14 protein-coding genes are annotated in these 12451 nt (G+C 63.8%); 5 read left to right on the forward strand and 9 right to left on the reverse strand.

Annotated elements, in window-relative coordinates:
• Positions 1 to 70 precede the first annotated feature (70 nt).
• The 3 genes from GR212_RS03485 to GR212_RS03495 are packed head-to-tail and all read left to right on the forward strand — an operon-like array spanning position 71 to position 3301.
• On the forward strand, positions 71 to 1024 hold the full coding sequence (locus GR212_RS03485) for an ABC transporter permease (protein WP_163985044.1): 954 nt from the start codon (positions 71 to 73) through the stop codon (positions 1022 to 1024).
• On the forward strand, positions 1021 to 1887 hold the full coding sequence (locus tag GR212_RS03490; RefSeq protein WP_163985045.1) for an ABC transporter permease: 867 nt from the start codon (positions 1021 to 1023) through the stop codon (positions 1885 to 1887). The genes GR212_RS03485 and GR212_RS03490 overlap by 4 nt, the downstream gene beginning before the upstream one ends.
• Positions 1888 to 1909: 22 nt before the next feature.
• Positions 1910 to 3301, forward strand: coding sequence for an amidase (locus GR212_RS03495; protein WP_163985046.1), 1392 nt, complete (start codon positions 1910 to 1912; stop codon positions 3299 to 3301).
• A gap of 21 nt (positions 3302 to 3322) precedes the next feature.
• Here GR212_RS03495 and GR212_RS03500 read toward each other — a convergent pair whose 3' ends face one another.
• Positions 3323 to 3802, reverse strand: coding sequence for an Lrp/AsnC family transcriptional regulator (locus tag GR212_RS03500; RefSeq protein WP_163985047.1), 480 nt, complete (start codon positions 3800 to 3802; stop codon positions 3323 to 3325).
• 124 nt (positions 3803 to 3926) lie between these two features.
• On the opposite strand from GR212_RS03500, the gene GR212_RS03505 reads away from it, so the two are divergent.
• The gene (locus GR212_RS03505) at positions 3927 to 4853 is read left to right on the forward strand and encodes a DMT family transporter (protein ID WP_163985048.1); all 927 of its coding nucleotides are present in this window, start codon (positions 3927 to 3929) and stop codon (positions 4851 to 4853) included.
• 67 nt (positions 4854 to 4920) lie between these two features.
• On the opposite strand, the gene GR212_RS03510 is transcribed toward GR212_RS03505, so the two are convergent.
• The 5 genes from GR212_RS03510 to GR212_RS03530 form a co-directional block, all read right to left on the reverse strand.
• The gene (locus GR212_RS03510; protein WP_163985049.1) at positions 4921 to 5160 is read right to left on the reverse strand and encodes a hypothetical protein; all 240 of its coding nucleotides are present in this window, start codon (positions 5158 to 5160) and stop codon (positions 4921 to 4923) included.
• Positions 5161 to 5234: 74 nt separating this feature from the next.
• Positions 5235 to 6089 (reverse strand): NlpC/P60 family protein, encoded by an 855-nt coding sequence (locus GR212_RS03515; protein WP_163985050.1) that lies wholly within the window; start codon positions 6087 to 6089, stop codon positions 5235 to 5237.
• 15 nt (positions 6090 to 6104) lie between these two features.
• The gene (locus tag GR212_RS03520) at positions 6105 to 6449 is read right to left on the reverse strand and encodes a MarR family transcriptional regulator (RefSeq protein WP_163985051.1); all 345 of its coding nucleotides are present in this window, start codon (positions 6447 to 6449) and stop codon (positions 6105 to 6107) included.
• 215 nt (positions 6450 to 6664) lie between these two features.
• Complete coding sequence (locus GR212_RS03525) at positions 6665 to 7057, reverse strand: GFA family protein (protein ID WP_163985052.1); 393 nt, start codon at positions 7055 to 7057, stop codon at positions 6665 to 6667.
• A gap of 132 nt (positions 7058 to 7189) precedes the next feature.
• Complete coding sequence (locus GR212_RS03530; protein WP_163985053.1) at positions 7190 to 8581, reverse strand: leucyl aminopeptidase family protein; 1392 nt, start codon at positions 8579 to 8581, stop codon at positions 7190 to 7192.
• Positions 8582 to 8730: 149 nt separating this feature from the next.
• Here GR212_RS03530 and GR212_RS03535 point away from each other — a divergent pair, with 149 nt between their 5' ends.
• Positions 8731 to 9558: a tetratricopeptide repeat protein gene (locus GR212_RS03535; protein WP_163985054.1), complete on the forward strand. Its 828-nt coding sequence runs from the start codon at positions 8731 to 8733 to the stop codon at positions 9556 to 9558.
• A 96-nt stretch (positions 9559 to 9654) separates the two neighbouring features.
• Here the strand turns inward: GR212_RS03535 and GR212_RS03540 are convergent, their stop codons facing one another.
• The 3 genes from GR212_RS03540 to GR212_RS03550 form a co-directional block, all read right to left on the reverse strand.
• The gene (locus GR212_RS03540) at positions 9655 to 10299 is read right to left on the reverse strand and encodes a LysE family translocator (protein ID WP_163985055.1); all 645 of its coding nucleotides are present in this window, start codon (positions 10297 to 10299) and stop codon (positions 9655 to 9657) included.
• Between the two features lie 141 nt (positions 10300 to 10440).
• Entirely contained in the window at positions 10441 to 11418 is a 978-nt protein-coding gene (locus tag GR212_RS03545) for a type II secretion system F family protein (protein WP_163985056.1), read from the reverse strand.
• 22 nt (positions 11419 to 11440) lie between these two features.
• Entirely contained in the window at positions 11441 to 12448 is a 1008-nt protein-coding gene (locus GR212_RS03550) for a type II secretion system F family protein (RefSeq protein ID WP_163985057.1), read from the reverse strand.
• Between the last annotated feature and the right edge of the window lie 3 nt (positions 12449 to 12451).

Consider the following 12451-nt stretch of genomic DNA (forward strand, 5'->3'; position numbering starts at 1 on the left):
TGCCGACGGGCGGATCGCGCTGCCCGCCGTCAAACATCTCGATGCCGGCGTGATCGGCCATGGACATGCTATGATCGTACTGCTCACCCGCCGGATTTTCGGACTTGTCCTGACGCTGATTGCCGTCTCGCTGCTGGTCTTCGTGGTCATGGCGCTGCTGCCGGGCGATCCGGCCGCCATTACGCTCGGCACCTCGGCGACGCCGGAAACGCTTGCGGCGCTGAGGCACGACATGGGTCTCGACCAGCCGCTGATCGTCCGCTACGGGCAGTGGCTTGCCGGCGCGCTGACGGGGGATCTCGGCAAATCCTATACCTACGGCGTGCCGGTCGCCGGTCTGATCGCCGAGCGGCTGGCCGTGACCTTGCCGCTCGCCGCCCTCGCCGTCGTGCTGTCCGTCCTCATTGCCGTGCCGCTCGGCGTGGCGGCCGCGGCAAGGCGCGGCGGCTTCTTCGATATCCTTGCCGCGCTGTTTTCGCAGATGGGCATCGCCGTGCCGGGCTTCTGGGTCGGCCTGCTATTGGTGCTGCTGTTTGCCACATCGCTCGGCTGGATGCCGGCCGGCGGCTTTCCCGGCTGGAGCAACGGATTGTGGCCGGCCCTGAAATCCCTCGTGCTGCCGGCCGTGGCGCTTGCATTGCCGCAGGCGGCGGTGCTGACCCGAGTGACGCGCTCGGCCGTGCTCGACATGCTGCATGAGGATTTTGCCCGCACGGCGGTCGCCAAGGGCCTGTCGCGCAGCCGCGTGCTCTGGGGGCATGTGGTGCCGAACGCGCTCGTGCCGGTGCTGACCATTCTCGGGCTGCAATTCACCTTTCTGGTCGCCGGCGCCGTGCTGATCGAAAACGTCTTCACCCTGCCCGGTCTCGGCCGCCTCGCCTATCAGGCGCTCAGCCAGCGCGATGTCATCGTGCTTCAGGATGTCGTGCTGTTCTTTGCCGGCCTCGTCATCGTCGTCAACTTTCTGGTGGATCTCTCCTATCTCGCCGTCGATCCCCGCCTGCGCGCCGGAGGGGCACGATGACGATAGCCGAAGCCAGAGCTACCGCCGGGCCCCATCGCCGCAGTTTTCGGGCGCTGCGCCGCCCCAACCTGATTGTCGGCGCCCTCATCATCCTCTCGCTCGCCTGCGTCGCCGTCGTTTCGCTGTTCTGGACGCCGGTTCCGCCGGCAAAGATGCAGATCGTCCACAAGCTGCAGCCACCCTTCGGCTTCGGGCTTCTCGGCACCGATCAGCTCGGCCACGACGTCCTGTCGATGCTGATGGCCGGCTGCTGGAACTCGCTGTCGATCTCCGTTTCCGCCGTCGCGATCGGCGGGACGATCGGGACGATCATCGGCGTTTCCGCCGCCGCTCAGCGCGGCCTCTTCGAAACGCTGGTCATGCGCGCCTGCGACGTGATCTTCGCGCTGCCGCCGATCCTTTCGGCCATGATCCTTGGCGCATTTCTCGGGACGGGGCGCATGACCGCCATTATCGCCATCGCGGTGTTCATGTTGCCGGTCTTTGCCCGCGTATCGCTCGGCTCGGCGCTGCAGGCGTGGAGCCGCGACTATGTGCTGGCGGCACGCGCCATCGGCAACACGCAGCTTGCCATCACGCTCCGCCATGTCCTGCCGAACATCATGGGCAGCATCATCGTCCAGGCGACGATCCAGCTCGGCCTTGCGATCCTGACCGAAGCCGGGCTTGCCTTCCTGGGCCTGAGCGTGCCGCCGCCGGCGCCGACCTGGGGACGGATGCTAGCCGACGCGCAGACCTATTTCCACGTCGCGCCGTGGCTGGCTCTCCTGCCGGGGCTTGCCATCGCGCTCTCCGTCCTCGGCTTCAACCTGCTCGGCGACGGGCTGCGCGATCTCCTCGACCCCCGCGAGGCGACGCGCTGATTGAGACAGAAAAGTAGAGACCATGACCGAACCGACCGATCTTTCCATCCGAGACCTCAGACGCAAATTCACCGACAAGAGTCTCTCGCCCAGCGAATACTGGCTGGCGCTCGAACAGCATGTCGAGGCGTGGGAGCCGACGATAGCGGCGCTCTATGCCTATGATCCCGAGGATGCGCGCAGACAGGCGGCCGCGTCCACCGAACGCTGGGCGAAGGGTGCGCCGCTTGGCCCCCTCGACGGCATTCCGGTGACACTGAAGGAACTGATCGCCACCAAGGGACAGCCGGTGCCGCTCGGCACGGCGGCCGTCGAGCTTGTTCCCGCCGCCGAGGACGCGCCAATCGCCGCCCGCCTGCGCGAGGACGGCGCGGTGATTTTCGCCAAGACCACCTGCCCCGACTACGGCATGCTGTCATCAGGCCTTTCCAGCTTCCACAAGCTCAGCCGCAATCCGTGGGACCCCAGCCAGAATCCGGGCGGCTCCAGCGCCGGCGCGTCGGCCGCGGCCGCAGCCGGCTACGGGCCGCTGCATATCGGCACGGATATCGGCGGCTCGGTGCGCCTTCCGGCCGGCTGGACCGGCATTTTCGGCTTCAAGCCGAGCCATGGCCGCATTCCGGTCGATCCCTATTATGTCGGGCGATGCGCCGGGCCGATGACCCGCACGGTCGAGGATGCCGCCTTCTCGATGGCAACGCTGTCTCGTTCCGACTGGCGCGACGGCACCAGCCTGCCGCCGAACGAGATCGACTGGATGAATCTCGACATCGACGTCAGCGGCATGAAGATCGGCCTGATGCTCGACGCCGGCTGCGGCCTGGCTGTCGATGACGAGGTGCGCGATGCGGTCGCAGCCGCCGCCAGACGCTTCGAGGAAGCGGGCGCGGTCATCGTCGACGTCGCGCCGGTGCTGACGCGGCAGATGCTGGATGGGCTCGATGCCTTCTGGCGCGCGCGTTTCTGGGGCGACATCATGGGCTTGAGCGAGGAACGCCGCAATTCGATCCTGCCCTACATCCATAGCTGGGCGAAGCGAGGCGCCGAGGTCAGCGGTGTCGACGCCGTTCGCGGCTTCAACCAGACCATCGAGATGCGCAGGAGCTGCGGCAGGCTTTTCACGCAGGTGGACGCAGTGCTTTCGCCGACCAACCCGATCGTTTCCTATCCCGTCGAATGGGCCTCCCCCACCAACGACCCCGCCCTGCCGTTCGAACACATCGCCTTCACCGTTCCCTGGAACATGTCGGAGCAGCCGGCGGCGTCGATCAATTGCGGCTTCTCCCGTTCGGGCATGCCGATCGGCCTGCAGATCGTCGGCCCGCGCTTCGACGACATGCTGGTACTTCGCCTGTCCAAGGCCTTCGAGGACTGGACCGGCGGCGTTGCGGACTGGCCCAAGCGGCCAGCATGACCGCGCCATACGAATAGCCGGCTACTCCCGCGTCAATGGCAGGGAAAGACCGACCTTCACCCGATCCATGGTGACGAGCGATTTGAACTTCGTCACATTCGGATTGTCGTGGAAAAGGCGGCGGCTAAGCGCCTGATAATCGGACATGCTGGCCACCACGACGACCAGAACGAAATCCGCCTCGCCGGTCACCTGATAACATTGCTGAACCTCGGAGGCCTCGAGGAAGCTGCGCTTTATCGCATTGAGAAGATCGTAGCGTTCGTCGGCGATCTGGACTTCGACGATGATTGTGATCGGCAAAGCGACGGCTGCCGGATCGACGACCGCGATATTCGCCTGGATGACGCCGCTCGCTTCCATACGCTTGATGCGCCGCTGTATGGCCGGTGCCGACAGGTTGATCTGCTCGCCGATTTCGCGCTGCGGGACGGTGCTGTCCTTTTGGAGAATCTCGAGAATCGCCAGGTCGAATGCATCGAGATCGGCGGATTTGCGCATTTGAAAACATCCTTACCGCAAAGAGGAAACAAAATTGCATGAAAACTCTCAAAATGGAGCCAAATACTCTTTCCGTCTGTAATAGGTTTGCGCCACAACTCAGCTGACTTGCAAAGGCAAAAGAATGTCACAGCCGGACACCGAATACGATACACGCAGCCGCAGCCTCGGCGAAAACGCCGATGCGAATGGCTTTCTCCTCGGTGTTGTGGCGATGCTTCTCGCAGCGCTGGCCATGAGCATCTCGCCAAGCCTTGTGCGCCTCGCCGATGTCGGGCCGTTCGCCAGCGCGTTCTGGCGGGTCTTCCTGGCGCTGCCGGTCCTCTGGATCTGGATGCGATATGCGGAGGCTGCCGAACCCGATGCGCCTCGCGCCAGCTTTACGCTGCCGACCATCCTTGCCGGCATTGCCTTTACGGGCGACCTGTTCTTCTGGCACCTTTCCATCATGCGGACAACCATTGCCAACGCCACGTTCTTCGCGACGATGGCGCCGCTCTGGGTCGTCATCTTCGGCTGGCTTCTGTTGCGGCAGAGGGTCGATCGCGCTACGCTCATCGGGCTTCTGATCTGCCTTGCGGGCGGCACGGCGCTGGTGGTGCAAAGCCTGGCGTTCAATCCGAGCCGCGCCGTCGGCGACGGGTTGGCGATCGTCACCGGCGCCTTCTTCGGCCTTTATTTCCTCGCAGTCGGCGCGGCCCGCCCGAGAACGAATGCCGCCCGCGTCACTTTCGAGCTCAGCATCATAACCTCGGCCATCCTGTTTCTCATCGCCTTCTTCTTCGAGCCGCGGATCCTGCCGCAGTCGATCTCGGGATGGTGCGTGCTTCTGGCACTCGGCCTCGTCAGCCATGCCGGCGGACAAGGCCTGCTATCGGTGGCGCTCGGACGGCTGCCGACCGTTTTCTCCTCACTCGTCATTTTCCTGGAATCGATCGCGGCCGCCCTTTTCGCCTGGATCCTGTTCGGCGAAAACGTCACGCTGCTGCAGGCCCTCGGCGGCATCGTCATCGTTGCCGGGATCTGGATTGCGCGGCCACGCACGGCCTAACGCAATTCACCGCAATCCTGGGAAAGCGAAACCGCTCGAATGGGCAGGCTGAACGAAGGCGCAGCGACTATAAGGTCGCGGCGCCTTTTTCCATGACATCGGCATCGAGATCATGCAGCGCCTTTTCAATCACGCGCAGATCGTCCTGAAGGCCGTCATCCGCGCTCATCGCGCTTTCGCTGCCGGCGCGCTGGATACCGCGCGCCTCATTGCGCAACTCACGCAGCCTGTCGATCTTGCCGTTCCTGCGCATGCGGTTGTCGAACAGAATATCCCGGACCGTCTTTTCCATGGCCGTGATGGGCATCTCTCTTCTCCTCTCGATAGGATATCTCGATCAAAGAGATAACGAACGAGCGAAAGGACGGTTCCGATGCGGGATCACTCGACGAAGCGGCGATAGCCCGTCGGGCGCTCGTAGAGCCAGCCGATGCGCTCGATGGCGGCGGCGAAATTCTCCCGCGCGACGGTCATGGTGTGGCCGTTGGCATGAACGATGGTTTCCGGATCTTCCATGATTGCGACATGGCCCTTCCAGAAGACAAAGTCGCCGCGCTTCAACTCGTCGCGGTCGATCGGCTGACCGAGGCCGGCGGCCTGCATGTCGGTATCGCGCGGCGCTGTGCGGCCGGTCATCGACAGCGCCAGCTGCACGAGGCCGGAGCAATCGATGCCCAGCCCCGAGCGGCCTCCCCAGAGATAGGGCGTTTCGAGGAAGCGCAAGGCGACATCGACAAAGTCGCCGCCCTCGTTGTTGCCGATCGGCTGCACATGCTTGGCGAAGATGGCGGTGCCGTCCTCAAGGGTGACATAGTGATTGCCGCGCGCCTCCGCCGTACCGGCAACGTGGACGCGGCTGCCCATGGAAAGGACGGCGGCATGCGGCTTGCGCAGTTCCGGCTCGGGATAGAGGAAGGTGCGCTGCGGAACGACGATATGCGTCGGCGCTGCCGTTCCTTCCCTGATCGCGGCCTCGGGAAGATAGCCGACATAACCGTCGGCCAGCGCCTTGACCCAGCACCAGCCGTCGCGGCGCTCGAACACCGCCACCTCTTCACCCATCAGCAGCTCGGTATCGATGCCCGAGGCGAGATCCGGCCTGGGCCGGAGCGCGATAACCGGAATAGCGACACGGGCGCTGCCGCCTTCGACGAAGCGCTCGGCCTCCACCTTGCCTTTGAGAGAAGCCTCCGCGAGATCGGGCCTGAAAGCATTGAGACGGCGGTCGAGCGTCATGACGAAATTCCCAGATTACAGTTTGCGGCCGTGCTCGATGACGAGATCGCCGAGTTTTTCCAGATAAAGCGCGCCGGTGACCGTGCGCTTGATGATGACATTGCGGCGATCGCGCTCGTCGCGCACGCGATCGACCAAGCCCATCTCGCCCATGGTGTCAAGCGCCCGGGTGATGACCGGCTTGGTGACGCCGAGCGTCGCGGCAAGACCGCGCACGGTATGCGGCGGCGGCACGAGATAGATCTGCAGCAGGATCGCCGTCTGCCGTAGTGTCAAATCATGGTCCTCGCGGCGCACCTGAGCGAGCGTCACGCCATGCCAGAGGCCTAGAGCCTGCGAGGCAGAGAGTTCAAGCGGCAAGGGCAACCCCGAGATTCGTTACGCTACCGTTCCAGTTTGCTGGAGGATTATGGTGGTTTCAAGGGATGTATTTCTTCCTGAGCGTAAAACGACGCTTGAGGGCGTTGGGTTCCCGGTAAACGCGAGCCATCCATCAACAAGGCAACGAAGAGCGGTAGGCCTGCCCTTCCGAGGGGCAAGGACGAATTCGACCCGGTGAAGCCTGTTGCGAGCTGCTATCCCTCGGAACGGCCGGAGGAGTCCCGATCACGGTCATAGTGCTTGGCGACGGGAAACGGCGGCAGCCAGGACTCGCGGCGGACGGTCCAGAGCTCGTAGGTCGGCGTCAGCTGGTCGGGCGCATCCAGCGATCCCAGATTCACTTCGATTTCGTCTGCCGTGCGCGCGAAAACGGAGGAACCGCAGCGGGGGCAGAAGAAGCGCCCGGCGTAGTCGCGGGTCTGCCCCTCGATCGTCACCGCATCCTGCGGGAATATGGCGGACGCGTGAAAAAGCGCTCCATGATGCTTGCGGCAATCCAGACAATGGCAAAGACCGACCCGGTACGGCAGTCCCGATGCCACGATCCGGACGCTGCCGCACAGGCAACCGCCCGTGAAACGATCCATGCTCCGTCTCCTCCAAAACAAGAACGGGCAGAATATTTACAACGAGCGGCCCTCTCCTTGCAATCGGCCGCCAGGGGCGGCCGCTGCCGATGAGCCTGCAGCCGGATGATTTTCACCCGGCGTCCGCCGGCGTCAGCGCACGCTTTGGCGGATGTGGTGATACAGCGCCCGGATCGCCTGCGCCTCGCCACCGCCGGGCGAATGCGGCCGCTCGCTCTGGGCCCAGCCGTAAATATCGAAATGCGCCCAGCTCGGCGTTTTCGTCACGAAGCGCTTGAGGAACAAGGCAGCGGTGATGGAACCGGCCATGCCGCCGGCCGGAGCGTTGGTGATATCGGCGAATTTCGTGCGGATATCCTTGTCGTAGCCCATGTAGAGCGGCATGCGCCACAGCGGATCGTCCGTCTCCAGACTGGCCTCGGTCAGATCGCGGGCAAGGTCGTTGTCGTCGGTGAAGAAGGGCGGCAGATCCGGGCCGAGCGCGACGCGGGCAGCGCCCGTCAGCGTCGCCATGTCGATCATCAGGTCCGGCGCGTCTTCGTCGGCGTAGGCGAGCGCGTCGGCGAGAATCAGCCGCCCCTCGGCATCGGTGTTGTCGATCTGTACCGTCAGCCCCTTGCGGCTCCTGTAGATATCGCCGGGCCGGAAGGCGTTGGAGGAAATCGAGTTCTCGACGACCGGCACGATGACGCGCAGGTCGACCTTGAGCTTGGCATCCATGATCATCAGCGCCAGGCCCATGACGTTGGCGGCGCCGCCCATGTCCTTCTTCATCAGCAGCATCGAGGATGCCGGCTTGATGTCGAGGCCGCCGGTATCGAAGCACACGCCCTTGCCGACGAGCGTGATGCGGCGATGGCCCTTCTTGCCCCAGCGCATTTCCAGAAGACGCGGCGCATCGGCGCTGGCGCGTCCCACGGTATGCACCAGCGGGAAATTCTCCTTCAGGAGATCATCGCCGATGATGACCGACATTTCCGCCTTGTAGTGTTCGGCCAATGCCCGAAAAGCGGCTTCGAGCTGTTCCGGCCCCATGTCGTTGGTCGGGGTGTTGATGAGATCGCGCGCCAGGAAGACACCGGCAAGCTGACGCTTGATATCGGCGGCATCGGCATCGCGCGGAATCATCAGCGTCGGCACCGTCGCTTTCTCGGACTTGTAGCGCTCGAAGCGATAGCTGCCGAGACCGAAGCCGAGCGAAAGCCGGTTTGCCGTCAACGGCGCCGTCTCGATATGCCAATCGCCCGCCGGCAGGCTGCGTGCGAGCCTACCCGTCAGGAAGGGCTGCTCGGAGGGATTGGCGCCGAGGCCGAACAAGGCCCCGCCGAGATGTCCGTCCGCCGTCGGGATCAGCAGCAGCGAGCCGCTTTCCGCCTTGTAGCCGGCCTTGCGGGCCCAATCGAGCGCGATGGGATCGATGGTGCCCGTTTCGATGTGCGCCGGGGTGACGGCAAAGATCGGCAGCGTCGAGCCACCCTTCGAATTGAAAGGCGTCGCGCGCTCGATGAATTGATAGGGGGCCATGACCATCCTTTGACACTGACTTCAGGGAATCGAGAGTTAACCGTCTGTTAGGGTTAACAGATTATTGCTGGAGCGAACATTGCGTCGAACCTTTCCCTGTTCCGATTCTAGGCCGGGCGCAAGATCCAAGGAATTCAGGGATAAGCGAGATGCCCGCGGTCTCAACCACATCTTCATTCAGAACCTTCCTTTTCCGGGGTGCTTCCGCAGCGCTTCTGGCGCTCGCGCTCGCAAGCTGCTCGACGACCGGAAAAGACAAGATGACGACCGGCTCGATCCCCACGGCCTCGAAGCCTCTCGACACGATGAACAGCACCGATCTGGCGCAGGCTACCGCGACGTACGGCAAGGCCTACGACGCCAATCCGAAGGACCGCGACGCCGGCGTCAACTACGCCAATGCCCTGCGCATGAGCGGCCGCAACGATCAGGCGCTCGCCGTCATGCAGCAGGTGGCAATCGCCAATCCGGGCGATCGTGGCGTGCTCGCCGCCTACGGCAAGGCGCAGGCCGCGGCGGGCCAGCTTGCCGAAGCGCTATCGACCATCGACCGCGCCCAGCTTCCGGATCGGCCCGACTGGCGCCTCGTCTCCGCGCAAGGCGCGATCCTCGATCAGCTCGGGCGCTCCGTCGATGCACGCGCCAAATATCGCGACGCGCTACTACTGGCGCCCAACGAGCCGACGATCCTGTCCAATCTCGGCATGTCCTACGTGCTCACGGGCGATCTCAAGAATGCCGAAAGCTATCTTCGCTCCGCCGTTGCCCAGCCCGGCGCGGATAGCCGCGTGCGGCAGAATCTGGCGCTGGTCGTCGGGCTGCAGGGCCGTTTCGCCGAGGCCGAACAGATTGCCCGCCAGGAGCTGACGCCGGAGCAGGCAAACGCCAATGTCGCCTATCTGCGCGGCATGCTGGCGCAGCGCAATTCCTGGCAGAAGCTTGCCACCAACAGCGATGCCAAGCAGACAGTCCAATAACGATCCGCCGCGCTCAACAGGGTTTTCCGCGCGACGAGCCTGAAGGCGGACGTTCGGATCATCGGGCGTTTCCGTGACTGCCCGATGGCTTGGCGCTCAGCGCCAGATGTGGCGCGGCAGGCCCTCCGCCACCAGCCGGGCTCCAAGCGCGCCCATCACGGCACCGGCAACCCTGTCGATCCAGAGCTTTGCACCCAGATAGAGGGCGCGCGGGCGGTTCGATGAGAAGGCGATGGTCACCACCGTATACCAGCCGACTTCGACCAGAAAGACCGCGGGCGGAACCACAAACAGCAGCCAGGGAACCGGCGCCGCCGGCAGAAGTGCTGCAAAGATGCTGCCATAGAAAATCGCCGTCTTCGGATTGCTGAGCTGCGTGCCGAGCGCGAAGAGGAAATTGCGCGCAACACCTCCCGCCGCAGGCGTGGCGGGCATATCGATGGGCAGATCCTGTGCGGCGCTGCGCCAGATACGGATGCCGACATAGATCAGATAGAGCCCGCCGCCGACCTTCAGCGCGAGATACAGCCACTCCACCTTCATCAGCAATGCGCTGAGGCCGAACAGGGCCAGGGTGGCGAAAATGACGCTGCCGGTTCCCATGCCGAAGGCTGCGGCGAGACCTGCCTTGCGCGACCGGGAAACGGCGATGCGGGAGACGAGCACGAAGCTTGGACCGGGGCTGACGGCCCCGATGAAGACTGCGGCAATGACACTGAAAAATACGGCCATGGACGACATGCGGCACCTCCCGAGACGGCTGAAGTTCAGCCTTGCCGGCCGGACAGGAACCTCCGCTTGCATCCGGGAGATCGTACGCTCTGCGCGGCGACATTGCCGCGCGAGATTAGCCACACCCGCATGCCGCGGCAAGCGGGCAGATCAGAACTTGTCCATGGCCTGGATGATCGCGGGACCAAGAATGACGGCCATCAGGACCGGCAGGAAGAAGACGATCATCGGCACGGTCAGCTTCGGCGGCAGGGCAGCCGCTTTCTTCTCCGCCTCGTTCATGCGCTCGTCGCGGCCTTCCTGCGCCATGACGCGCAAGGCCTGCGAGAGCGGCGTGCCGTAGCGCTCGGCCTGAATAAGGGCTTGCGTTACCGATTTCACCAGCTCGATCTGCGTGCGGGCGGCGAGATTGTCGAAGGCGGTGCGACGCTCCTGCAGGAAGGAGAGTTCCGCCGTGGTCAGCACCATTTCCTCGGCCAGCGCCGGCGATTGCTCCGCCATCTCCTCGGACACGCGATGCATGCCGGCTTCGATCGATATGCCCGACTCCACACAGATCAGCATCAGGTCGAGAGCGTCGGGCCAGGCGCGCTTGATCGACTTCTGTCGCTTGGACATCCGGTTGGAAACGTAGATATTCGGCGAATAGAAGCCCAGATAGGCGGTGCCGATGACGCCGAGCAGGCGGATCGGCAGCGGCTTTGCGGCAAACCAGCCGAGAACGAAAACAAGGACGATCGCAATCGCCAGGAACAGGAACGGCAGCAGAAAACGCGCCACGAGGAACATGTTGAGGGCATTTTCCGAGCGCAGGCCGGCAGCGCGCAGACGATTGACGGTGTTGGCATCGACAAGCGCGTTTCGCAGATTGAAGCGCTCGACGATCTGCCGGACGTTCCGGTTGTTGTGGTTGCGCAGCGATGCCTTGCCGCCCTCGGCGGTCAACCGCGCCCGCTCCCGCGCGCGAATCTGCTCGCGCTCCGTCGACACGGCCTTCATGCGCTTGCTGAGATCGCCGCGCTCCAGCAAGGGGATGGCGATCGTGTAGAAGGTGGCAAAGACGGCGATCGCGACGACGACGGCGAGCAGCGTGCTCGGATCGGTCAGTTTGGCAGCCAGATCGGACATGGGCTATGCGGCTCCCTTCCGCTCAGATCTCGAAATTGACCATGTTGCGCATGATGTAGATGCCGATCGACATCCAGAGGCCGGCGCCGATCAGGATCAGATGGCCCCGCGGATCGGTGAACAGGATCATCATGTATTGCGGCGACGTCAGGTAGACGAGCAGCATGACGATGAAGGGCAGAGCGCCGATGATGACGGCGGATGCCTTTGCCTCCATCGACAGCGCCTTGACCTTCGCCTTCATTTTCTTGCGCTCGCGCAGCACCTTCGCGAGGTTGCCCAGAGCTTCCGACAGGTTGCCGCCCGCCTGGGCCTGAATGGTGATGACGATCGCGAAGAAGCTCACTTCCTGCAGCGGCATGTGGTTCGTCATGCGCGTGCAGGCATCCGACATGCTGAGGCCGACCTGCTGGGCCTCTACCACACGCCGGAACTCCGCCTTGACCGGTTCACGGGCCTCGGCGGCCACCAGCCGCACGGCATCGTTGAGCGGAAGGCCGGAGCGTATCGAACGGGTAATGAGATCGAGCGCATTGGGAAATTCGTCGAGAAACTTGGCCTGGCGGCGCTTGATGAGGAAGCCGATGACCCAGAGCGGCAGGCCGAACATCACGGCAAAGGGCAGCCCCAGGATGACAAGAGGCGGCGCGTGGAGGATGAAAAGGATCAGCATGACAAAGAGGCCGAACAACATGCTGAAGAGATAAAAGCGCGACGGCGTCAGCGACAGGCCGGCCTGCGCCAGCCGCGCCTTGAGCGACTGCCTCTTCTTGCTGTTTTCGGACTGGCGCCGCTCCAGATCCTTGAGCGTGTCCTGCACCGACTTGCGCCGCTTGGACATTTCCTGGACGCGGTCACGCGCTGCCTTGACCTTCACGCGGTCGGTTTCAGCCTGCTTGACCCGGTTGACGCGGCTATCGGCCTTCTTCTGGTTTTCGATCCGCGAGTAGAGAATGCCGTAGCAGACGGCAGCAGCAGAGACCGCCGTCAGCAAAACAATCAACAGCACTGTTGGATCGGCACCGAACATCGT

The organism is Martinezella lusitana (assembly GCF_010668395.1).
GTDB lineage: Bacteria > Pseudomonadota > Alphaproteobacteria > Rhizobiales > Rhizobiaceae > Rhizobium > Rhizobium lusitanum_A.